24 protein-coding genes are annotated in these 22407 nt (G+C 44.0%); 6 read left to right on the top strand and 18 right to left on the bottom strand.

What is annotated here, in order from left to right:
* Positions 1-97: 97 nt before the first annotated feature.
* The gene (locus AR333_RS16970; protein WP_068776563.1) at positions 98-532 is read left to right on the top strand and encodes a MarR family winged helix-turn-helix transcriptional regulator; all 435 of its coding nucleotides are present in this window, start codon (positions 98-100) and stop codon (positions 530-532) included.
* 88 nt (positions 533-620) lie between these two features.
* On the opposite strand, the gene AR333_RS16965 is transcribed toward AR333_RS16970, so the two are convergent.
* Positions 621-1112, bottom strand: a complete 492-nt coding sequence (locus AR333_RS16965) for a pyridoxamine 5'-phosphate oxidase family protein (protein WP_068776562.1) — start codon at positions 1110-1112, stop codon at positions 621-623.
* A 261-nt stretch (positions 1113-1373) separates the two neighbouring features.
* Between AR333_RS16965 and AR333_RS16960 the strand changes: the two genes are divergently transcribed.
* Complete coding sequence (locus tag AR333_RS16960; RefSeq protein ID WP_253735898.1) at positions 1374-1931, top strand: CatB-related O-acetyltransferase; 558 nt, start codon at positions 1374-1376, stop codon at positions 1929-1931.
* A gap of 62 nt (positions 1932-1993) precedes the next feature.
* Here AR333_RS16960 and AR333_RS16955 read toward each other — a convergent pair whose 3' ends face one another.
* Positions 1994-2746 (bottom strand): hypothetical protein, encoded by a 753-nt coding sequence (locus AR333_RS16955; protein ID WP_068776561.1) that lies wholly within the window; start codon positions 2744-2746, stop codon positions 1994-1996.
* 443 nt (positions 2747-3189) lie between these two features.
* Between AR333_RS16955 and AR333_RS16950 the strand changes: the two genes are divergently transcribed.
* The 3 genes from AR333_RS16950 to AR333_RS16940 are packed head-to-tail and all read left to right on the top strand — an operon-like array spanning position 3190 to position 4625.
* The gene (locus tag AR333_RS16950; RefSeq protein ID WP_068776560.1) at positions 3190-3828 is read left to right on the top strand and encodes a nitroreductase family protein; all 639 of its coding nucleotides are present in this window, start codon (positions 3190-3192) and stop codon (positions 3826-3828) included.
* Between the two features lie 45 nt (positions 3829-3873).
* Entirely contained in the window at positions 3874-4302 is a 429-nt protein-coding gene (locus tag AR333_RS16945; protein ID WP_068776559.1) for a MarR family winged helix-turn-helix transcriptional regulator, read from the top strand.
* A gap of 26 nt (positions 4303-4328) precedes the next feature.
* Positions 4329-4625, top strand: coding sequence for a putative quinol monooxygenase (locus AR333_RS16940; protein WP_068776558.1), 297 nt, complete (start codon positions 4329-4331; stop codon positions 4623-4625).
* Positions 4626-4746: 121 nt separating this feature from the next.
* On the opposite strand, the gene AR333_RS16935 is transcribed toward AR333_RS16940, so the two are convergent.
* From AR333_RS16935 to AR333_RS16875, 13 genes are all read right to left on the bottom strand, one after another.
* Positions 4747-6222 (bottom strand): YdiU family protein, encoded by a 1476-nt coding sequence (locus tag AR333_RS16935; protein ID WP_068776557.1) that lies wholly within the window; start codon positions 6220-6222, stop codon positions 4747-4749.
* Positions 6223-6659: 437 nt separating this feature from the next.
* A complete protein-coding gene (locus tag AR333_RS16930) occupies positions 6660-7757 on the bottom strand; it encodes a DegT/DnrJ/EryC1/StrS aminotransferase family protein (RefSeq protein WP_068776556.1) in 1098 nt (365 codons plus the stop codon).
* Between the two features lie 44 nt (positions 7758-7801).
* Positions 7802-8800 carry a TylF/MycF/NovP-related O-methyltransferase gene (locus AR333_RS24715; protein ID WP_156430941.1) on the bottom strand — a complete coding sequence of 333 codons (999 nt, stop codon included), beginning with the start codon at positions 8798-8800 and terminating at the stop codon, positions 7802-7804.
* An 11-nt stretch (positions 8801-8811) separates the two neighbouring features.
* Entirely contained in the window at positions 8812-9255 is a 444-nt protein-coding gene (locus tag AR333_RS16920; protein WP_068776555.1) for an N-acetyltransferase, read from the bottom strand.
* Positions 9252-9950 (bottom strand): WbqC family protein, encoded by a 699-nt coding sequence (locus tag AR333_RS16915; protein ID WP_068776554.1) that lies wholly within the window; start codon positions 9948-9950, stop codon positions 9252-9254. The genes AR333_RS16920 and AR333_RS16915 overlap by 4 nt, the downstream gene beginning before the upstream one ends.
* Positions 9951-9964: 14 nt before the next feature.
* Positions 9965-12067: a glycosyltransferase gene (locus AR333_RS16910; RefSeq protein ID WP_068776553.1), complete on the bottom strand. Its 2103-nt coding sequence runs from the start codon at positions 12065-12067 to the stop codon at positions 9965-9967.
* Positions 12068-12348: 281 nt separating this feature from the next.
* Positions 12349-12768, bottom strand: coding sequence for a MarR family winged helix-turn-helix transcriptional regulator (locus tag AR333_RS16905; RefSeq protein ID WP_068776552.1), 420 nt, complete (start codon positions 12766-12768; stop codon positions 12349-12351).
* A gap of 82 nt (positions 12769-12850) precedes the next feature.
* The gene (locus AR333_RS16900; RefSeq protein WP_068776551.1) at positions 12851-13585 is read right to left on the bottom strand and encodes an SDR family NAD(P)-dependent oxidoreductase; all 735 of its coding nucleotides are present in this window, start codon (positions 13583-13585) and stop codon (positions 12851-12853) included.
* Between the two features lie 11 nt (positions 13586-13596).
* Positions 13597-14346 (bottom strand): SDR family NAD(P)-dependent oxidoreductase, encoded by a 750-nt coding sequence (locus AR333_RS16895; RefSeq protein WP_068776550.1) that lies wholly within the window; start codon positions 14344-14346, stop codon positions 13597-13599.
* A 30-nt stretch (positions 14347-14376) separates the two neighbouring features.
* Complete coding sequence (locus tag AR333_RS16890; RefSeq protein WP_068776549.1) at positions 14377-15642, bottom strand: MFS transporter; 1266 nt, start codon at positions 15640-15642, stop codon at positions 14377-14379.
* Positions 15643-16144: 502 nt separating this feature from the next.
* Positions 16145-17584 carry a M56 family metallopeptidase gene (locus AR333_RS16885; protein WP_068776548.1) on the bottom strand — a complete coding sequence of 480 codons (1440 nt, stop codon included), beginning with the start codon at positions 17582-17584 and terminating at the stop codon, positions 16145-16147.
* Entirely contained in the window at positions 17581-17940 is a 360-nt protein-coding gene (locus AR333_RS16880) for a BlaI/MecI/CopY family transcriptional regulator (protein WP_068776547.1), read from the bottom strand. Before AR333_RS16880 ends, AR333_RS16885 begins: the two co-directional genes overlap by 4 nt.
* Positions 17941-18253: 313 nt before the next feature.
* Complete coding sequence (locus tag AR333_RS16875) at positions 18254-18862, bottom strand: TetR/AcrR family transcriptional regulator (protein ID WP_253735887.1); 609 nt, start codon at positions 18860-18862, stop codon at positions 18254-18256.
* Positions 18863-19006: 144 nt separating this feature from the next.
* On the opposite strand from AR333_RS16875, the gene AR333_RS16870 reads away from it, so the two are divergent.
* Positions 19007-20284 carry an MFS transporter gene (locus AR333_RS16870; protein WP_068776546.1) on the top strand — a complete coding sequence of 426 codons (1278 nt, stop codon included), beginning with the start codon at positions 19007-19009 and terminating at the stop codon, positions 20282-20284.
* Between the two features lie 319 nt (positions 20285-20603).
* Here AR333_RS16870 and AR333_RS16865 read toward each other — a convergent pair whose 3' ends face one another.
* The 3 genes from AR333_RS16865 to AR333_RS16855 are packed head-to-tail and all read right to left on the bottom strand — an operon-like array spanning position 20604 to position 22407.
* Positions 20604-21062 (bottom strand): DinB family protein, encoded by a 459-nt coding sequence (locus AR333_RS16865; protein ID WP_068776545.1) that lies wholly within the window; start codon positions 21060-21062, stop codon positions 20604-20606.
* 4 nt (positions 21063-21066) lie between these two features.
* Positions 21067-21573, bottom strand: coding sequence for a HugZ family protein (locus tag AR333_RS16860; RefSeq protein WP_068776544.1), 507 nt, complete (start codon positions 21571-21573; stop codon positions 21067-21069).
* A gap of 12 nt (positions 21574-21585) precedes the next feature.
* A complete protein-coding gene (locus AR333_RS16855) occupies positions 21586-22407 on the bottom strand; it encodes an ABC transporter ATP-binding protein (protein WP_068776543.1) in 822 nt (273 codons plus the stop codon).

Here is a 22407-nt window from a genome sequence, read left to right as displayed (position 1 = left end):
TTTGATAAGCAAATAGTAGCACGCCCTCTATTTAGTTGTCAAATGATAATTGTTTTCGGACAATAAATTTGTTATCGTTTCCCCTAGAGGTGATCCTGTGGATAAGAACACAAACGCCATATTTCAGAAATTTGTGGCCTTTACGGCCGCTGTGCATCAGATAACGAATGATATGACAAAAGATGCGAAATCCGGAGCGATTACGCCTGTTCAATATAAGATTCTAGAATATCTTGCCGTCAGCCAGCCTGTAACGCTAAGTGAGATTAGTGAATGCATGCATATGTCCATGCCGAATACAAGCCGCGAGCTGAGAAAACTAACCGAGAAACAACTGTGCGAGAAAATTACCGATGAGGAAGACCGGCGCAAGCAATTGATTCGGCTTTCCGGTAAGGGGATGGCGCTGATGAACGAGACTTTCCGGCACATTGAGTCCCGCTTTGTTGAACGGCTCGGGCATGTTTCCGAGGAAGAGCTGCAGGAAATCGAGCGTGCGCTTGACCTTCTTCACCGCAAGGTTTTTTATTGATACGGAATCTTGATCTCGCAGAAAAGCCTAGTCCCTGTGGACTAGGCCTGTTTGGATCTATAGGAAGGATTATTAATGCTGTGCATGCTTAACCCAATTCGACTGTTTTGTTCAAATCCATGTCATCTGAGTCTTTTCCCGTGATTTTTCTCAACAGATTCTTGACCATCTTCGTTTTGTTACCCGCTTCCCAATACTCTGCCGTTTCGGCCTTGATTTTGATAAGTACCAAACTCGGATCATCGGAAGTAGTATCGAAGAACATCTCGTAAGAACGATTCCAGAACTCCTCGACTTTCGTTCTGTCCTCCACTAATTCTGCCTCGCCGCGTATGGACACATAAGATTTATCTGCGTATGCCACATTCACTTTCGAATTTTGAAGAAGCTCCTGATAGACACTCTTGTCTTTTTTGGTTATAAACCACAGATCCCCGTCAAATTCGACTTCTTGGGTGCTCATAGGCCGGGAAACCAATCCTTGATCATTTATCGTAGTGAGCATGGCGACGTCGATTCCTTTGATTAAATCTCTGACCTTCTCAATAGCTTCTTGGTTTGCCTCATGCGTTGTAGACATATTATCACCTCATTGGTTTTTTGGCAGTCTTAATTGCAACAAGTATCCAGTTCTTTATGCTGCGATTAGCATAGAGATGCGTTCTATCTTTTATTAAACGCAATAGAGAAGCGGCAAACTTGCAAGGTACCATCAGGATAAAGACGCTCTATATTCGGAATCTTTTGAGTGGCTGAGTTGGCTGATTTTGTTTGTTCGCATACGATATACGAGGCTCGAAGGGATACACACTATTCTCAAGGAGGAGCAATTACATTGGCCATACACAGGCTGCACAAAGAATTACCAGAAAGGAAAAGTCCGAATGGAAAAACATTCATTGGTTCATTCACATATGGAACTCCTGAAGTAAGATCTTGGGGAGAAGACACGGTTTTAACAATAGGCAAGTTTTGCTCGATAGCTGATAAAGTGTCCATCTTCTTGGGAGGCGAGCACCGCAGTGATTGGATCACAACGTATCCTTTCAATGCCTTGTTAAACGAATATTCCGGCATTCAAGGACATCCCAAGAGCAAAGGGAATGTGACGATTGGTAATGATGTATGGATCGCTTCCGGGGTAACGATATTATCCGGCGTGGAGATAGGAGACGGAGCCGTAATAGGAGCACACTCTTTAGTCAGCAAAGATGTCCCGCCCTATGCAATTGCAGCCGGTAACCCGGCACAAATCATTAAATATAGGTTCCAACAACCATTTATAGATCGTTTACTGGAAATAAAATGGTGGGACTGGAAACTAAGCGAGATCGAAAAGGCTATACCATTATTACTAAATCATGATATAGAAGAATTCCTAAGTTACGCAAAAAAATAAAGGACATGTACGACCCGCTATAAACTGAAAAAGGCATTCGCCGCTAGCGAGTGCCCCCTTTGTTAGCTTGTGAATAATGCCAATACCAGGACTACTAACCAAATTAAAAAAGTGGCCCCGCAAACGATAATTTCGGCAAAGTGAATCTGAATCACCTTATACTCACCCTGCTCGGCTCGGTGAATCCCGAAGAAATTACAATGCTGAATGATGTACATAAATGCGCAGGCAAAAACTAATGCCGCTGTAATCCAAGCACTCGTTGGCAAACTCATCACATACCTGGGATTGCCGCTTGTCTCTAGGCTCAGCATCAATCCAAAGTGCTTAGACAGCAAAAATGTCATAACAATGATAATAAACAAGAGCAGCGGTATGCTAAAAAGATGCTCTCTGTAATCGATCAGTCGCAGGAAACACCGAATTTTCGGGTTTCGGGGCTGGAGATTGGTCTCCTTCATTTCCTCGTCTTCGTCACGCATAATATGAAGAAACGAATACCCGGTCATTCCCGTCAATATAAGGGGCTGGATCAGACCAAGCGCTTTGGCAAAATCAAAAATAGAAACGACGACCAGCATAATAAAAAGAAATACGATCATCCCGCTTCCGATTTTCTCCCTTTGTTCCCACATCTTATTGATGAAAATTCGATTATCCTTACCTATCCCCGGGCCGTTCTTATCCTTTACTAGCGTACCTCGATTCCTTTCGCACTGAATAATCAAATAAGCAGCAATCGTCAAGCCTATTCCGATCATCAAATAGATGAAGGCTTCTTTCGGATAAGTAATATTCCGATTATAGGTATCCACAACCCAGAGACCATCTGACACAATAATAATAATTCCGAGTATTAAAATATAAGGCGCCGTTTTATAAATAATTACTTCTTCCTCCCCCCTTTTATTTTATATTATCAGAATTTTTTAATAATTAAAAAAAAGAGCTATTCTCTTTCATTAGAAAATCTCGCATTTTATCTTGAACGTTTGAAAAGCCGCCAACAAATAGCGGCGGCTTAAACGTTGAAAGTTCACTCTACTATTTCAAGAACATGGCTCACTTCAAATCGAAAAATTGCAGTAAGGGGGTTTCATTTTCATTAGCAGGGGGGTGCTGACTTTTTAAGCTCTTCGGCCTTTTCCTGTGGTAAATAATTCCGGGCATTGCGTCGGAACTTCGCTTGTATTATATTTGATATATCAACTATTGATGGGTCAAATATATTAGCAACAAGAAAGGCAGGGCAACAGTTATGAGTAACTTTCAAAAAACAAATGATTTCAACGAAATTGTATATGGACGCCGATCCATTAAAAATTATGATCCAAGCATAAAAATTAGCCGCGAGGAAATGACGGAGATATTAGCGGAGGCCACCCGTGCACCGTCTTCAATCAACTTGCAGCCTTGGCGTTTCATAGTCATTGACAGCGATGAAGGAAAAAAAACGCTTGGCGATCTTGCTAAATTTAATAAAGATAAAGTGTTAAGTTCGTCCGCGGTAATTGCTGTCTTTGCGGATAAGAATAGCTTCGACTATGCCGAAGAGATTTATGGGAAATCCGTTGAGCTGGGATACATGCCTGCTGAAATAAAAGAGATGCAATTGAATGCATTTAAGCCCATTTATGCAGGTATGCCCGAGGCAAATCTAAGAGATTCCATCATACTTGACGCTGGCCTCGTCTCTATGCAGCTCATGCTCGTTGCACGCGCGCACGGCTATGACACGAACCCCATCGGCGGCTATGAGAAGGGTCAAATAGCGAAAACATTCGGCCTCGATGATAACCGCTATATTCCTGTTATGCTGATTTCAATCGGTAAAGCGGCAAGTGAAGGCTTCCAAACATATCGGCTGCCTGTTGAAACTGTGACGACGTGGAAATAATAGCGTATCGGGTAAAATCCCACTAATGCACTTCGGAGGTCCATGATGTCATGTTTATTTTCGGATCAAGAAAAGATCTTGCATCTGCTTAAGGGACTTAGTAACCAAATCAATCCTAAATTCGAACGTTGCACAGGCATTAGTTCATCACGTTATGAACTGTTGTATCATCTTTATCAAGCTGATGAAGTAAACCAGACCACCTTGCAAAAGGCCGTAAACATCGATAGTGCGGCAATCACCCGTCATTTGAAGCAGCTTGAATCCGACGGGATGGTGGCAAGAAGCAAAATCGCTTCGGATAACCGTGTCACCCTGGTCCGTTTAACCGGGGAAGGCCGCAATCGGCTGCTAGGCTACAAGGAAGAAAAAATGAGCTTCGTTAATAAAATGCTAACGGATTTCAGCAAAGAGGAACTTGACCTGCTGACGGCTATGCTCAGCAGGATGCAGAACAACATTAGTGAATTTTAAAAAAACAAGATAAAGGATGATTACCCATGATTATAATTCATGCCCACCTTCAAGTGAAACCCGACCAAGAACAGGCATTTCTTGAAGAAATGAAAAATCTGCTTCCTCTGACAAGAGCAGAAGAAGGCAATATCAGTTATGATCTAATGAAAAACACAGAGAAAGAACATCACTACACGATGGTCGAGCTGTGGAAAGATGTTGAGGCGACTGCTTCACATAACTCAAGTGCTCATTTTACAGCTTTTGTTCAGAAAGCTCCCCTTTTCATGGCTGCACCTATGGATCTTAAAGTATTCAGCGGCGAGGCTGTGAATCGTTAATTTAACCGTGTTGAATTTGGTTTCAAGTCAAAAAGGCACCCGCTATCGGCGGATGCCTTTTTGACTGTACATTGAAACTGCTGTCCATGCCTTGTTGCTGTCTGGCAACTGGGCTTTTTGATCAGGTACCGCAATAAGTTTGGTAAGGACGAAGCGATTCCGGAGGCAGTGCGGCGTAATCCGCCTGTTCGGAAGAGTGCTCATAGGGACTCGAAAGCACATCCAGAAGCCGATTCATTACGCTATAATCTCCACGGCTTACCGCGGCCTCCAGCGCTTCTTCGACCCGGTGGTTACGTGGGATCACTGCCGGGTTGCTGCTGCGCATCAACTGTTGCGAAGAAGCAGGAGTTTCCTGCTGTCTGCCCAGTCTCGCCTGCCACGTCTCTTGCCACCGGGCAAATTCCGGCGTGCCATACAAGGGCTCGCCCTCCAGCTTATCAAAAGTCAACGCCCGGAACGTGTTCGTATAATCGGCACCATACTTTTGCATCGTACCAAGCAGTTCCTCTATAAGGGCCTGATCCTCCGGCTCCTCATCAAAAATCCCCAGCTTTGCTCTCATTCCCGCAAGCCAATTGCGGTTGTACAGCTCAAAAAAACTCCCTATCGCATCCTCGGCCTGTTTGACTGCTTGCTCTTCATCAGGATGCAGCAGGGGCAGCAGGCTTTCAGCGAATCTTGCGAGATTCCACGCGGCAATATTCGGCTGATTGCCGTAAGCATAGCGTCCGCTGCTGTCAATGGAGCTGAACACCGTTGCCGGATCATAGGCATCCATGAAGGCGCACGGACCGTAATCAATGGTTTCTCCGCTCAGGGCCATATTATCCGTATTCATCACGCCATGGATAAAGCCAACGAGCTGCCATTTGGCAATCAGCGCGGCCTGACGTTTGATTACTCCCTGTAATAAAGCAAGATAGCGGTTCTCCCCAGCGCCAACTTCCGGAAAATGTCTTTGCAAGGTGTAGTCGGCTAAAGCCCGGAGCTCGTCCAGGCTGCCCCATCTGGCCGCATACTGAAAAGTACCGACCCGCAGATGACTGGCAGCCACACGGGTTAGCACTGCGCCGGGCTGCTCTTCTTCACGGATGACCGCCTGCCCGGTCGTCACCACCGCCAAGCTGCGTGTGGTAGGAATACCTAACCCGTGCATGGCTTCACTAATGATGTATTCCCGCAGCATAGGTCCCAGTCCCGCACGACCGTCGCCGCGGCGGGAATATGGTGTTCGGCCCGGGCCTTTGAGCTGAATATCAACCCGCTCGCCACGAGGGGTGATCTGTTCGCCAAGCAGGATAGCCCGGCCGTCCCCCAGCATGTTGAAATAACCGAACTGATGCCCCGCATAAGCTTGGGCAAGCGGCAATGCACCCTCCGGGACCCGGTTGCCTGCCAGCACTTCCACCCCTTCTTCACTCTCCAGCACCTGGTTATTCAGCCCCAGAGATTCTGCCAGTACATTATTAAGAATAGCCAATTGCGGCGAAGCTGCGGGGGTCGGATTAAGCCGGGTAAAAAAAGTTTCCGGCAACCGGGCGTAACTATTATCAAAGTTCCAGCCTATCACTGCTCCTGCATGTTTGTCTGTCACTTTGTTCCCTCCTGTCCTGGGTATTTTACTTTTATATCACCTGTAAACTCCTAGGCTATATCACGTTTGTAGGTATTTACTTGCCCTATTCCTGCATGCAGCTTTTCTAAGCCGAAATCCTGCCTTTCTATAGTGTATAATACCCTTTCCAGGCACAAATCACACGCATCTGCAAGGCAAGCGCAACCAACCAATGCTATGTATCCTATGGACCTGTAATGGCCGGAGCCTTATTTCCCGCGGATCAAACGGTTTAAAGAGCCTCTTAACTTAATCATACAATAATAAGCTCTGTCCATTTGTTCAGGTTTGTACTCTCGTTCGGATACTAAAAAACCTCTTCTCGAAGAGAAAAGGTTTTTAGACAAAATCGTGCTCCCAATCCAGTCATAATGCACTAAAAGCACTCAAGCCTTGATCCGACTGGAGAATAGCTCCTATTGTCCCAATATGATATCACAGATCCGATCAATGTCTCGTGGAGCAAGCTCTGCATACAAGGGTAAAGTGAGGACCCTTTCCGCAATATATCGGGCTACTGGTGTTGTACTTGAGTCAAATCTTCCACTGTAGCATTCATAATCATTGGTCAGCGGATAAAAATATTTTCGCGCCATTATATTTTGTTGGGCAAGCGCCAAACTAACCTCGTCCCGGGTTCTCTTGAGAATGTTTTCATCGAAGATCACGGGGAAATAGGCATAATTTGAAGTGACACCCTCTTGCTCTTGCAGTAATCTCAGGCCTTTAACTCCTTGTAACCGTTCTTTGTAACGCTCGACAGCTGCCTTACGACTTTCAATATTCTGATCAATATAACGTATGTTACAAATCCCCATAGCTGCTGAAAATTCATTCATTTTACCATTGCCACCGGCATAGACTACAGCTTCAGGAGAAACAATCCCAAAGTTTTTTATTTGGTAAAGTTTATTTTTGTATGCTTCATCGGAAAAGGTTAATGCTCCACCTTCAATAGAGTTAAAAACTTTTGTAGCATGAAAACTAAACATCGAAATATCACCAAAATTTCCAATGCCCTGCCCGTTTACTGTAACACCAAATGCATGTGCCGCATCATAAATAACTTTTAAATTATACTTATTAGCAATTCTATTAATCTCTTGAATATTACATACGTTTCCATATACATGAACAGCAATAATAGCCGATGTTTTTTCTGTTATTAGAGATTCGATCTTATCGACATCCAACGTATAGTCGTCTGGTCTAATATCACAAAATACCGGAGTCAATCCATATCTGGTAATTGCGTGGGTGGTTGAAGCAAATGTAAAAGGAGTTGTGATAACTTCCCCCGTTAACTCAAGCGCCTCTATAGCCGTTTCAAGCGCCAAATGGCCATTCGTAAAAAGAGAAATAAAAGGAACTTCCAAATAGGCCTCCAGCTCTTGCTCAAACTGAAGATGTTTCTCACCCATATTGGTAAGCCATTTTGTTCCCCATATAGATCGGATTTCGTCTATATATTCTTCAAAGGGCGGGAGTGAAGACTGTGTCACATGGATTTGCATAATTCACCTCAGTAAAGAATAATTAATTAACGAAATTCCTACTTTTATTTAGAAATAATTACGGTTCCCTGGTTATCACTAATCGGGACATAAGGTATATTTTGCTCAGAACAGAACTGTCTTACGGCCTCTCTAGCTCCTTTGAAAATAGAATTGTTATAGTCATGTATGAAAATATACCCCCGTTTCGTCAGCCTGGGATAAAAAAACGTTAATCCATCATAGATCGGCTTATATAAATCCGTGTCTATACTGACGAAAGCAAATTTATCTTCTATACCAATAGACGTTTGAGGAAAATAGCCTTTCCTTAGGATCACGTTTTCTGAGTACGGCATTTTATTTAAGACTGACTCGACCTCTGTGTCGGCAAATTGGTTGGTTTGAATAGAAAACTGATTGGTAAGATCAAAACTCACGTCTCTGGTATCAAACCCTGCAAAAGTATCGAACAGATACAGCTTTCTATCAGGAAAAGCAGCATTAATATGTTTAGAAAATTCGCCTTTATATACTCCCAGTTCCGCTACATTACCCGAAACTTGATTGGCGTAGATTTCCTCTGCGATAAGTTCAAGTGAGGACAATCTTATATAATCCACACTATTATCATGGAAGGAGATTCTTCGATTCCTTCCTAGCAGATTCATATTGCATAAATGAAAGTGATCGACTTCACGTTTGGAAAATAATTCAAAAAAGGAATGATTTCCTTCTTGCCTTAAATTCTCATTCACTTCACTCTGCAAAGAAGCGAAACGTTTGGATTCATTGAGTTTAAAGGCAATAATTTTATTGTGAGGCACCTCTAAACTTTCAATTTGAGCCTTCAAATTATCATATTGTCCACTTGCTAGAATAATAAAATCATATTCCATAAATTTAATTTTATCAGGAGTTATAATTGGACTACCTTCGAAGGAATTGGCTGCTTGATTAAGGTCGCTATTAATAAACGCAACAATTTCTACTTTCTTAAAATCAATGTTTTCTTTGATGACACTCCACAAACCGCCGTGACCAAATATTAATAGTTTATACATAATCCAGCCCCTTACAGTTCCTTTATCATAGTCTGTGATTCTGCAGCCCCATTATGGACGGTATTAAAGCCATGGTGTTCATAATGAGCGATCGCCTTAGAATTTGATTTATCAACCTCTAGTTTTATTTGGGTCATACCGTATCTTTTAGAGAGTGCGCAGCATTGCTGCAATAACAAGCTGCCTACTCCTTGGTGCCGATGTTCCACAGATACGGCTATAACAGTAAGATAGGCTATCCTGCTCAATAAATCGTTCGCATAGAATATAACCACTCCGGAAATTAAACCGATAGCTTTGGTTACATATATATAAGCATGTGCCGCAAGTTTCTCTGCGTATGAAACTAAGTTCCCAACCCGACTTTCAATAGAACGCGGGAAGTAGTCATTGAAATGCTTTAAGATCTCTGTAATTTCAGCTACAGCGGTAATTCTTACTAGGTCATGAGTCACCTAATCACCTCATATTGCTCCAGCATCCCGATAATGGTATTCCAATCATTAAACATCATAACATCTATTATGGAGAGCCACGGCACAAACGCTTGATCGAATTGCTTATATTGAATGGGCTTTGACCTCACAAAGCACAACTCCACTCCATTCGCAGCAAACTCTTCTTTTGAATAAAGATCTTTTCCACCGATGGCATTCATATAAGTATGAGCACCCAATTCTTTACAAATCGCCAGAACTTTGTCCTGGGACTTCAAAGAATGATCCATATTAATTGAAGACGAAACAACAATTTTAGTTTCTATGTTAAGTTTTTTAACGACTGTGTCTAAAGAATAATAGATGTAGTTGAATAAATTGGTATCCTCATGTAAGACAACATTCTCGAATATTTTAAATCCCTCTACGAAATTAGGAGCTTTCTTATAAGCTTCTCTGATCTGATTAAGTGGCTTGTTTCTATTAAAATCTAACGCAATCGTACGATCATTAACGTTTAAATAATCCGAGTCCTTTTGAACAGCGACACTAAAATAGGAGTCTTTGCCGTTCTGAAGAAATCGATTTCGGTTGATCCAGCCTTTTTTGGTATATTGTATATTATCGTAGACAACAAAGACATCCACCGCATGGATCAACTGAAAGTATCCGATATACGGCAAAAAATAGGGTTGCATGATGGCTACCTTCATAATTCCTCCGTCTTTTAACCTTTAGCAATGAACAACAATGCATCGGAACCATATAATACTTCATGATTGTGGTCTAGTTGGATATCCAGAGAAGCTGCCAATTTCTTAATTGTTTGGACGAGTTTTAAACTATCTGCAGCTATACCGACCTTTCTCACATCCGTGAATCCTGCAGCTATAAGTAAATTTGTGACGGCATGGCTGGATAGAATCTTCTTAAACGATTGCGTATTCAGTGAAAGTAAATCAATGATCATCTGCCCGCTGCATGGATTGTTTATCAAGAACCGAATTTCGCCTTCGTTTGATAAAAGTTTTTTTATACGCAGCAGCAAATCACTATCTTCATATTCATCAAGCGGTCTGCACAGCAAAATATAATCAAATGTCATTCCTTCATATACAGATATTAGATCAGCTGTTGTGTCGGCTGATGTATAGTTATCAAGGATTTTACTGGAGATATCTAAAAATTCCGTTAGCGTAGAAAAGTTGTGAACTCTAACATGGGTACCCCTATTTTGTTTATATTGATTTGTTATTTGATAAGGTATCATTCCAAAACCCGGATCAATGCATAAAACATTTATCGATTCACTTTCTTTCATATCAAGATTTTTAAGTAAATCAGCACCGAAATCTTGAGAATCATGCCATGCATCTACTTTATTTTTTTGTTTGAATAACGCCCTGCTTATTTGAAGTGAATCATTTTCTCGTTGAGCCTCGCCCAGGGATATGCTTCCAAAATGATGACAGAATGTATCCTTCGCAAGTATAAGCTTGTACCCTTGTAAACGAAGTTGTAATGAAAAGTCATCATCAGAAAACTCGGCATATTGATATAAGCGATCCGGACAAAGACCCTTCCCGAATACTTCCATAGGGATTACATTTAGAAATGGACAGAGCCTTTCTCGTTCAAACCATTTGCTACGGTCAGAAACATTATAGTTACGGGAAAATCGTTGCATCTCTTCTATTGTTTGATACGATACCGAAATATCCTGGCCATTAGAAATATTACCTGTCGCCGGCACAACTATCCCAATATTTGAATCTGAATCTAAACAAGTAAGAAGATTTTCCAGCCAACTCTCTGTGACAATCACATCATTTGAAACTGTAGCAAGGACACGACCTTCAGCCGCGCGCATGCCTATCAGGTAGGCAAGTGTCGGACCCGTATTCTTGTATAAATTAATAACTTTTTTATTATCATGCGGTACGCTGTTAAAGTAATCTTTAGTTCCATCACTAGAACCGTCATTAACTAAAATAAGTTCAAATTCTACGTCCTTCGTGTATCTTAAAATGGATTCAATGCACTGCTTACTGAATTCCAGTTTGTTGTATGCAGGCACCAATATAGAAACCGGATATTTGAATTTGCCGGTCTGTAAAGACTGTTGCGCGTATTGATTGGCATTTGCTTTCGCAAATGCTTTTTTGTAGTAGCTATCCATTTTGCCGGTGTCAGGAAATATGGAGCCAAAGAAGTAAATCTCTTCGCGTAATTCCTTCAACAAGGAATACAGAGTAAACTCCACCAGTATTGATAATTTCCTGCCGTCATTAGGAGGGCTAAAATCCCCCAAGCAATCTTCTAAGCAAAGTAAAACGTTCTCAAAAACATTTGGCATAAAACGTGAAGGCACCACTGCCTTTAATCTTGTCATTTCCTGACCATACGCTTTCATTACATCTTGAACATTTTTAAGTATAGTCATATCGGTATTTGAATTATCCGTATTTATACCTTTAATGAAAGTTTCCACTTCTATAATCACGTTATCCAATATATCAACTTTTGTAATAACGAATTCCTCGTCATTCAGTGCATACGAATCCTTGTCCGCACCATCTGACAACAAAGCTCTGGAATAAGTAAGGTTTTCTTGAGCTTCTTCGTGATTAGGATCTAACTCAACGGCTCTAGCAAAACAAGACACTGCCACAGCCACCTCAGCCGCTTTATAACAAAGGACACCTTTTAAATTCCAAAAGTCCGCATTATGCTCATAGTCCTTTTCCTTAGATAAAATAAGGTTTAAAGCATCCTCTATAGCATTATTTTCAATATACTTTTGGATTTGTACTAATACATTATCGTTCAATATGATATCTCCCAGTCAAAGTTCCGCCAGTTTACGTGTTTACACAGAGACCTGGAAACTTGTTATGTTAAATTTATCGGCTTTTACTCAGAACTTCTTTAATTCCATTGCTTATAAAATTCCATTATGCCAAACAAACTATACGATGAGACGGATCTGCTGAAGGCCAAAGAAATCCCGGGCTTTAACGTCAAGATCCCGCACGCGATACTCGCTCCCGTTGTAAACCCTCTAATCAAGAAACCTCCTCAAAAAATTATTGAGGAGGTTCTTATACTGGTCTATCCTTCACTGTTCAGCTTTTTATAAAGGTTGGCTAACTCCGCCCTCTCCTGCTCGTTCAATTTCTCAAATAAATTTCTGCGCAGCCTTTGCCCCTCCAGACTTGCTCTTTTAAGGACATCCGCACCTTTGTCGGTAATGCCCAAATAAATAATTCGGCGATCAGACTCATCCGACATTCTGACGGCCAATTTCTTCTTTACAAGTTTTTCCGATAAATAACTGAGCGTAGGCGGGGTAAGTCCCAATATTTTCGCAATGTCCGAAGGCCGGCTTTTTCCGTTCTGCTTGAGATGGCCGAGCACAAGAACATGAGAAACGCCAAGGTCCTCATTAAAGGTTTTGTTCCACTGGACGATCAATTTATTTGTAAACTTATCCATGTTATGTATGAGTTCAAAAACGGTCTGTTCTTCCACAATATCTCAATCCTCCTTGCTCCTTGTTAAAAATAAAACGACAGCCCCTAATTAAAATTAAGGGCTGTCATAATCTTACACGCTATTGAGCGGAGAATCCACCGTCAATCACTAACTCAGATCCTGTGATATACGAAGAGTCATCCGAAGCCAGGAACAGTGCCGCTTGGGCAATGTCGTTGGGTTGACCCAGACGCTGCAGAGGGGTAGCTTGGATCAGTTGACCCAGCAGTTCCTTCGAAGCGCTTAATGTCTGGGTCATTGGTGTTTCAATGATCCCCGGGAACAGGGCATTAACCCGAACGCCTTGACGGCCGAAAGTTGTTGCAGCCGCTTTGGATAATGCGCGTACCGCACCTTTGGAAGCCGAGTAGTGATTAAAGCCTTGGCCGATTAAAGCGGTGTACGAAGAAATGTTAATAATGGAGCCTTGCTTGTTAGCCGCCATATAGGGAGCCACATGCTTAATGCCAGCGAAAGGACCGAAGCCGTTAATGGTGAGCATTTTCTGCCAGTCTTCCGCATTGATTTCCTTGAATGGCTTCTCGGAAGAGATACCTGCGTTATTGACCAGGATATCGATTTTGCCGAAACGCTCGTTAACTTCCTGAGCCAGCGCCGCCCAATCTTCATCCGAGGCAACATTCAGTTTCATTCCGTGTACATTCTCTTTCTGACTGGCTTTCTCAAGAGCTGCCTCATTAATATCCGCGGCAATAACAATGGCGCCTTCCTGTGCGAACAAATCAACCATTTTTTCACCGATACCTGAAGCCCCGCCAGTAATAATCGCTACTTTGTTATCCAATTTTCCCATTTTACATTCTCCTAACGTAATTTGATTGAACCGCCGTCCACCATTATGGTTTGCCCCGTTATATAATTTGAGTCATCGCTTGCCAAGAATAAAGCAACACGACCGATATCTTGTTCCGGGTCACCCAGACGGCGGAGCGGAATTCTGTTAATCATGGCATCATATAAATCTGGAGCACTGTCCCGCCATTGTTCCACGCCTGGTGTTAACGCGATTGGTGAGATCAGATTGACATTGATGCCGTCCGGCCCCCACTCATTGGCAGCAACGCGGGAAATCGCACGGATCGCTTCCTTAGCTGCCGCATATGAGGTTTGGGTAACTTGTCCGTCAAGCCCGGCTCCCGATGCAAAGTTGATTACCTTACCCCGCGATTTCTTCAGTTCAGGGTAAGCCGCCTGCATAAAATGAAAGGTTGGATAGAAGCCTGTTCCGAAAGATAAATCCAACAGATCCTGCGTCGTATCCACAAAAGAAGCCTGTCTGGATGCATGCGCATTATTAACGAGAATGTCCAGCTTGCCGAATGTTTTAGTAACTTCCGCAACAATTTCATACACATTTTCTTGGACGGAGATATCTCTGATAAACAGGCTACCTTCAGTGTATTGATTGACTTCGGCAAGTGTTTCTTTTCCTTTCTGTTCGTTCACATCGACGATGGCGATATGGGCTCCTTCTTTAGCCATTGCAAGCGCAATACCGCGGCCGATTCCCGAAGCGCTGCCGGTTATGATCGCAACTTTACCTTTTAACCTCATTTGCGATAGCCTCATTTCCTCGAATTTGATTTAATTCCACAAACCCGCTTGTTCCAGTTTCTTCTTCCCTTTAAAAGCAATGCCTACACAAACGATATTAATGATAAGCATGACAATGATGGCATACAGCACAGGGGTATAGCTGCCTGTAATATCGAACACAAACCCGTAAGCCGGCAGAGCCACGACCGATGATATCGCCAATCCCAGGGACGCATTGGAATAAATCTGACTGTATTCCTTATTCCCGAACAAGCTTGATGTAAGAGCCGGTCCTAATGTCCCGATGGAGGCTGATACAAGACCGAACAGTCCGACAGCTAGCGAGATGAGAAGCGTGCTTGATGCCGAGAACAACAACAGACTCATCGCTACCACGCCGAGCAGCATGACCAGGAACGTTGTGTTCTTGGTGCCGAATTTATCGCTGGCATATCCAATCACCAATGAGCCAATCAGCACACCGATCATATTGGTGGCCATGACGTTACCTGCGAAGGATACATCGAAGCCCTTGTTCATCAGATAAGTCGGGATGTGCATCGAAAAGCTTGCCGCAGATGTGATCAGGAAGAAGAATGTAATGAGCGCATAGAAAGCAGAGGATTTTTTGGCGGCAGCCAGTGCTACCCCTTTATTATCCCCTTCCTCACTTACCGTTCCACCTTTATCACCTGCAACCCCCGCTCCATAAGGAAGCGTTTTCTTTTCTTGAGGTGACTTCCTGATGAGTAGCAGGACGATGGGAACGACAATAATCATTACTGTAATACCTACAATAATATAGGAGGTTCTCCATCCTTGATTGGCGATCAGATTGCCGATAACGGGCTGGGAAATAGCACCGATAGCACCGCCTGCAGCTCCCATAATTCCAAGCGCCAGACCTTTACTCTTTTTGAACCACTGATTGATTAATACAGGACCTGCTATTACGGTAATAAACACTCCGCCCACAGCCAGTGGAATAGCAAGAACGTACCAGCCCCATACCGAATTCATCAAACCAAACAGAGCAAATGCTCCGGCTTGCAGAATGATTGCGGCGATGAGGATCATCCGGGTATCATACTTCGCCATGAGTTTTCCGCCAATCGGCAAAAAGACCATGGTAATAATGGCCGAGACACTAAAATAGAGGGATAAGCTCCCTATTCCGACACCCAGGTCGTTCGACACTTGCTTTAAGAAAAGACCCGCAGAGTTATTTAAGCTGCCTTTTCCCAAACCGACCATAATGCAAAGTCCCAGCAAAATCCACCAGGCATAGTGAATTTTCCTTTTGTTTTGGTTCATAACTTTTTTCGCTCCTCATTCTTCATGTCCGGTGCAGATCGTAACTCTTATCGCACTGTACCAATAATGGCTCAGTACTACCCATGCTGATCATTCTCTCCAATATTCGAGGCTCCTTTCCTGAGAAACTGAATGATACACGCAAAAAAATGTTCACATAATATTTAGATATCGAAATATTATACGTCTAAATAGTATCAAAGAATTTATTCTAGTGCAATGGAGAACATGAATTGCTAAAATTCACTCAATTCAAGCTTTTTCCGTTTATTTCCGGCACCGGAAGCGGAACGCCAAAGAAGAGGGGTCTGTACACTCTCCCCTCTTCTTCATATGCTTATTAGCACTGGCTTTTCGATGCACAACATTAAAGGAAGGTTAAACTAAGTCTGCCCATTTCCATCCTTTATGATACGGCTCGCCGCGCTGGCTATAACGGCAAGTTTCATGAACAAAAACACCGCTCTTTTGGAATATTATTCTCAGCAATCATTAATCGCTGTTACTGGTTCACTAAGGACAGGCTGTCTAAACGATCCATCAGTTGACGCAGGCTCTCTTTATCCGCGGCATGAAGCCGGACATCCTCTCCAAGCAGCTTGTCGACCTGTTCTCTTGTAAACGTAAAGATATAAGGTGCGCTATCATATTGACCCGTGTTGTCAACAATCGAATAGGTTATATGATCGACGTTATCAATCAGGCTGAAGAGCAGAATCGAATTGCGATAGAAGGGTTCGCCGCTGATTGCTCCCTCTCTCATCACACCAGCAGAGTCATTCATTATATAATTGATGGTCAATCCATAAGGCGGAGCTTTCGTTTGAAGTTCAATGTCTTTGACTTCCAAACCTATTGGCTTGGGCGTTCCCCCGATAAGGCCGCCAACCTTGATATGATTACCCACGTATAGTGTTTTGTTCTTCATAAGTTTATCCACGGCATCTTCCGAATGCACAGGCTGTGACGATTGCTGTAGAGGCTTAGGGTTGGCTGTACATCCTACAACCAAGGCTGCAATAACGAGCAAAGAGAATGCGATCATCCAGGAAGAGGGCTGACGATAAGCGAGAATATTTTTAATTCTTGCCTTAACATTACTCTCGCCAAAGGCAAGCGGACTACCGTTTAGTAAACCGCTTCTGCTCACTGAAAGAGAAAGCAGGGAGGCGGAGTAGCTTCCTTTAATCTGGTGGCCCATCTTCTTCACGACACTTTCATCGCAAGACATTTCCATATCTTTACTCATGAGCGCATAAGACAGCCACATCAGCGGATTAAACCAGTGGATGATAAGCATCATGAATGCAAAAGGCTTGATCAGATAATCTCGTCTCCTAATATGAGTTCGCTCATGCAGTAAGATGTAAGCCAGCTCATGCTCGCCCATTCCGGTCGGAATGTATATTTTCGGCTTCACAAAACCGCAAACAAAGGGCGTAGCAATCTGGTCAGTCTCAAAAATATTATCCTTGACGAGGGTTGCAGTCCGGACTCTGTCCAATATTCTCAAGTACGATAGGACGCTGTAAAGAAGGAGAATTGCTGCACCTGTCAGCCAAATCATACTTCCGGTCCACAATATGATTTGGATCGGATTCGCACTTGCCATGGGGGCAGCAGCTGGAAGGGATGTATTTACAAAGTTTCTTATCCCGCTAATACCAGCATCCATAACAGGCTTCAGCTGCATCCCGATATCCTGCGGGACAAACTCCATGACGCCTGTGCCGGCTTTGCCCTGAGGCTGTACCAGTCGTAATAAACTGAAGCTTGAAGTGAAACTAACGGGGATGACCAGCCTGACGATTACGGCCGACCATAGAATATAGGAGAATATCTTAGGAGCACGCTTCAGAAGAAATCTCGCTATGATAACTGCAATTGCCACGTAACTTGCCGTAATACTCATATTAAGGATAACAACAAATAGATTCGTCATCTTGTTGCCTCCTCAATAATCCTCTTCAATTCTTCAGCCTCCTTCTCAGACAATTTTTTTTCGCCCAGAAAGGCGGTTAAAAACTGCGGCAAAGACCCATTGAAGGCTTTTTCTATAACTGTCTGACTTTCGTACTTCTGAGCCTCTGTCTTTTTAACGATAGCAGTAACCGTTGCTTCCTCGTTCCTAAGAATTCCCCGTTCACACAGCTTTCTCAGTACGGTATAGGTCGTGGACTTCTTCCAGCCAAGCTTTTGCAGGCTTAACTTTACAAGATCTGTAGAATTGATGGGTTCATTATCCCATATCAGACAGGCGAATTTATATTCGGCGTCGAACAATTTGTATGGTTCCATTCTGTTTCTCCTTTATAGTTTATTGCAGTAAACCTTATGTTTATGAGTCTATTGCAGTAAACCCCTCTTGTCAAGAGTTGGACTCCGTGAAGTGACTGTACCGTATGCAAATAGAAAAGGGTACCTCAGTGAGGTAATCCTAAAATATTTGCAAAAGAACCTTCAAAACCACTATAAAAGTGGATCTAAAGGTTCTTTTTTAACCCAATATCACGTAAAAAGTGGGGACTGAATTTTCTTAAAATGACTTTTGAGACAGCCTCTTTTATAAATAGGAGAATTCAAGATCCGTTGCAGGGGCCGTTAAAGAAAGCTACTCCTTGTCGCGTAAGCACATCCCTTTCAAGTACGCCGTCAAGCTTTCAATGTTCATGCGGACATGCCGGTTATTTCCCTCCAGCTTGCTGATCATGATCCCGCCTTGCATAACGGATAGCGTGAAGGTTGCTAATGCATCGACATCAAGATCCTCTTTGAACTCACCGGATTGAATACCTTCCAAGATGATCCTTTTCATGGTACCGAGTGTACTCTCCAGCCCCCTCAGGGCTACATCACGCAGAACCGGATGACTGTCATCGCTCTCGGTTGCCAAGTTGAGCAAGGGACAGCCTCCTATAAAAGGGGGAGCTTCGACGACGTTCCCATACACCTGCAGATAGACGAGCAGCTTGCCTATCGCAGTTGATTCTTTATCGAGCGCCGATTTGATTTTATGACCCACGATACTTCCTGCATATCGATAAGCCTCAACGGCGATTTCATCCTTGCTGGTAAAGTAGCGGTAAATGCCGCCCTTCTTAATACCCGTTAACGCGGTAATGTCCGACAAGGAGGAGCCTGCATAACCCCTCTGGTTAAACAACTCGGCGGACTTCGCGATAATATGTTTGCGGGTGTTTTCTCCCTTTACTATTGCCAATCCCCCCTTAATGACATGCGGAATGATTCCTTTCATTATATCATATGAAAATTTGCTTTCGATAAACGATCACATATGCTATATTAAAAAAAATACCGATCGGTATCTTTTGGAAAAATAATCTGCATTGCTGGGGGACGAACAATGGGGACGACTTGGTTTAAAGAACCTAAATACGCATGGATTGGATTGGGCTCTCTGTGGATCATTGCATTTATCGGTTCGTTAATGAGATTTAGTGTCGCTTTTTTTCAAGTTCAAATATCCGAAGATTTAGGCATTAGTAGAGGGTTCATTTCAACTGCCTGGTCTACAAACATGCTGATCACAGCCTTATGTGCACCGCTGGGAGGATGGCTAGCGGATCGATACGGGCCGAAGAGAGTCATGCTGGTCAGCGCAATCATTGGAATTGTCGGTATGGGGATCGTCGTATTTGGACACCATGACATCGGCTTTTTTATTGGATACGGGGTCATAGCAGGGTTCGCCGGCATAGGAACCACTACGAACTACATGTTGATGTTTAATTGGTTTCAACATCACCGGGCCAAGGCGACAGGACTGCTGGCGAGCGCTTCCTCTTTAGGGATAGCGATAATCACACCGGTCTTCGTTGCTGCAAGCTCATTGACATGGAAGGATGCTTTCTTAGCCTCTTTCGTACTCAACATCGTCGTTACGCTGCCCGTTATATTCTTTGGTATTAAGGGAATAAAGCCGCGAGGCAATACAGTTGCAGAAACAGAGGTAACCGGCCCCCCTGTAGAGCACGGCCAAGAAGAGCAAACAACCGTACGTTCTCCTCTCCACGGAAAAAACGCTCATCTCCCTATCTTCATTATAGTGGCAATCGCTTTGTTCACCTGCGGCTTCAATATGTCGACCACAGAGATGAACTTGGTTGCTATTAACCAGTTGGCCAGTGTATCGCCCGCCATGATCGCGTTATCCATGAGCGTACTTGGAATTATGGAAATTGCCGGGTCACTCATCGTGGGCTATTGGATGGATAAAAGCAACAAACTGATCATGATGTCTCTCTTGTATGCGATACGGATTATAGGATTCTCCCTGCTCTTCATGCATCTTGAATGGTCACCGGTATTATTCGCCGTAGCGTTCGGCATTACCTATTTAAGTGCACTGCCGGGAGGACTCTTAATCGTCAATGAATACTCACAAGGAAAAGGTAAACATACAGGCTGGCTGCTTCTTATCCATCATGGAGGAGGTGTTCTTGGCTCGTTAACCGGGGGCATTTCCTTTGACTACTTTAACAATTATCAAGTCTTGATCGGTGTCAATGTCTTTATGTGTACGCTCGTAGCACTCGGATATTTCTTCCTATACACAACCCGCAAACGGGATCGTACTCCTGCTAACAGAATAAGGAAATCAGTCGCCTCAGAAGGTATTTAGAATCGTACATAACCAAGAACCTCCTTAGCAGCTTATATGGAGGTTCTTCTCATTCGATATTCCATAACGCGGCATTTATTGAACCAGTACCAATACCTTTTTTTTCATGGAGTCCTGATAAACCGATGCATCTTGTACATCTTCTTCGCGTGTTGTTTTGCCTACCACGAACTCATGCCATACGCACAGTATGCAGCGCTTTCATATAAAAAGAAAACGACTGTCCTCCGGCAGAAACCCGAGAAACAGTCGCAGCAAAATGTATATTGTTATTGGTTCTGCTTAACAGAGTAAGATGAACAATCCAAGCATTAATCGGCTATTCTCTCTGTGCATGCTTGCAGATTAGCGAGATTTGGCCTGCATGCAGGCCGGTGTGGTACAGCGTCCGCCCTAACGCTTCCCGGGGTGTTGAAGAACCTATCGGGGAATCCACGGCGATGTCCCACGCATCCTCCGGCAGCTCGCGCATCGCATTCGTGAGATGGGCATCGGAAGCGGCGGAGAACGCGATCAGCTTCTCAAGCGTAAGCACCGCTTCGTTACCGGCCCCGCCTTTGCCGCCGGCAACATATTCGACGCCTTCAGGAACGGGCCTGCCGAAAAACCAGCTCGCGAACATGTATTCCACTTCCGCGTTATGCCGGATCATATGCCCGATCGAAGATGCATCCGGGGACAGGCGCAGGCCTAGATCTCCTTCCGGCAAGCCTTGTACCATTCTCTGGTACCGGTCGCGAACGGTACGCCATACGGGATGAATCCCTTCATAACTCATACCCTTAGTCCCTGCTTCCGTCTTTTTTATCAACAACGACATGCTCAAAGCGGTCGCCGCTCAAATCAACGTCAAACGCTTGTCCGAACCCGATGACGTAACGCCCTTCCAGAGGCGTCAACTCGAATAAGGAGAAGTCGAGACCGCGAAGCATGCCCATCATTTTATCCCCGAACGCGTTATCAAAGGCCGCAAAAATTTCCTCTTGCCCTTCATTGCCTAAGTTTTCGGTCGTACAAACCCAACGCGCACGCTCTCTGGCAAAAATGTTCTGAGCCTCCGACTCGTCGTTGATGAGCATAACATGGACTTTGGGGCCGGTCTCTACGTAACGATAGTGATCCGAAATGCGGCTAATGTAGATGTACAGCCTATTATTCAGATGAACGTACGGAGCATAGCTGATGAAAGGCACGCCATGCTCGTCCTGGGAGCTGATCACGAGTGATTTGCGGCTGGTGACGAAGTTCACGAACCGTTGTCTGATTTCATCAATATTCAGTTGTTTCATAATTGTTGCCTCCTAGTATAGTGGTAGGGAAGTCAGCTGCGCACGAGCACTCGTAACTTCCGTTCTTTTATGAATATGGATACGCAGGCTTTCGTCCGCAGCGTCAAGCGTAACTTCCGCTTCAACACCATATACGTCTCGGATCAGCTCGGGCGTCAATACTTCCCTCGGACTGCCGGTCATCGTCAGATTGCCGCCCCGGAGCACACAGATCCGATCGCTGTACGCACTCGCTTGGTTCAGGTCGTGTAAGACCATCACGACGGTAATGCCTAACTCCCGGTTAATCGAACGAATCAGTTCAAGCACTTCAAGCTGGTGTGCGATATCGAGATATGTGGTCGGTTCATCAAGCATCAAGATTTTCGGCCGTTGCGCCAGCGCCATGGCAATCCATGCCCGCTGGGCTTCGCCTCCCGACAGCGAAGCGACTAATCGCTCGCGGTAAGTAACAAGCCCCGTACAATCCAGCGCCCAATCTACGACCTCGTGGTCGCTTGCATCGAGCCGCTCGTACCATTTTTTATGAGGCATCCTGCCATAAGATACGAGTTCCTCGACGGTCATATCCGCAGGTGTCTGATTGGCCTGACACAGCATACAGAGCAGTTGGGCGACTCGCTTGCTGCTAAGTGTTCCGATCTCCTGTCCGGCAATACGGACGCAGCCTTGTTCGCACGGAATCAAGCGGGACATGCTCTTGAGTAACGTTGACTTGCCTGATCCGTTAGGACCGATAATGGATACGATCTCGCCTTCTTGCACTTGCAGCGTGATGTTGTCTATAATCGTTCGCCCTTCATACTTGATAGCGACGGACTGTGCCTCGATCAT

The organism is Paenibacillus sp. FJAT-26967, assembly GCF_001541095.1.
In the GTDB taxonomy this organism is placed as follows: domain Bacteria; phylum Bacillota; class Bacilli; order Paenibacillales; family NBRC-103111; genus Paenibacillus_F.
Note: the sequence above shows the minus strand (reverse complement) of the source record. Positions and strands in the feature narration are given on the sequence as shown.

Excerpts from the sequence above, each read along its gene's own strand:
- AR333_RS16965 (WP_068776562.1), bottom strand. The coding sequence starts at position 1,112 with ATGTCTACAACGCATGAGGCAAACCAAGAAGCTATTGAGAAGGTCAGA.
- AR333_RS16950 (WP_068776560.1), top strand. The coding sequence starts at position 3,190 with ATGAGTAACTTTCAAAAAACAAATGATTTCAACGAAATTGTATATGGA.
- AR333_RS16945 (WP_068776559.1), top strand. The coding sequence starts at position 3,874 with ATGTCATGTTTATTTTCGGATCAAGAAAAGATCTTGCATCTGCTTAAG.
- AR333_RS16940 (WP_068776558.1), top strand. The coding sequence starts at position 4,329 with ATGATTATAATTCATGCCCACCTTCAAGTGAAACCCGACCAAGAACAG.
- AR333_RS16930 (WP_068776556.1), bottom strand. The coding sequence starts at position 7,757 with ATGCAAATCCATGTGACACAGTCTTCACTCCCGCCCTTTGAAGAATAT.
- AR333_RS24715 (WP_156430941.1), bottom strand. The coding sequence starts at position 8,800 with ATGTATAAACTATTAATATTTGGTCACGGCGGTTTGTGGAGTGTCATC.
- AR333_RS16915 (WP_068776554.1), bottom strand. The coding sequence starts at position 9,950 with ATGAAGGTAGCCATCATGCAACCCTATTTTTTGCCGTATATCGGATAC.
- AR333_RS16900 (WP_068776551.1), bottom strand. The coding sequence starts at position 13,585 with ATGGGAAAATTGGATAACAAAGTAGCGATTATTACTGGCGGGGCTTCA.
- AR333_RS16895 (WP_068776550.1), bottom strand. The coding sequence starts at position 14,346 with ATGAGGTTAAAAGGTAAAGTTGCGATCATAACCGGCAGCGCTTCGGGA.
- AR333_RS16890 (WP_068776549.1), bottom strand. The coding sequence starts at position 15,642 with ATGAACCAAAACAAAAGGAAAATTCACTATGCCTGGTGGATTTTGCTG.
- AR333_RS16885 (WP_068776548.1), bottom strand. The coding sequence starts at position 17,584 with ATGACGAATCTATTTGTTGTTATCCTTAATATGAGTATTACGGCAAGT.
- AR333_RS16880 (WP_068776547.1), bottom strand. The coding sequence starts at position 17,940 with ATGGAACCATACAAATTGTTCGACGCCGAATATAAATTCGCCTGTCTG.
- AR333_RS16870 (WP_068776546.1), top strand. The coding sequence starts at position 19,007 with ATGGGGACGACTTGGTTTAAAGAACCTAAATACGCATGGATTGGATTG.
- AR333_RS16865 (WP_068776545.1), bottom strand. The coding sequence starts at position 21,062 with ATGAGTTATGAAGGGATTCATCCCGTATGGCGTACCGTTCGCGACCGG.
- AR333_RS16860 (WP_068776544.1), bottom strand. The coding sequence starts at position 21,573 with ATGAAACAACTGAATATTGATGAAATCAGACAACGGTTCGTGAACTTC.
- AR333_RS16855 (WP_068776543.1), bottom strand. The coding sequence starts at position 22,407 with ATGATCGAGGCACAGTCCGTCGCTATCAAGTATGAAGGGCGAACGATT.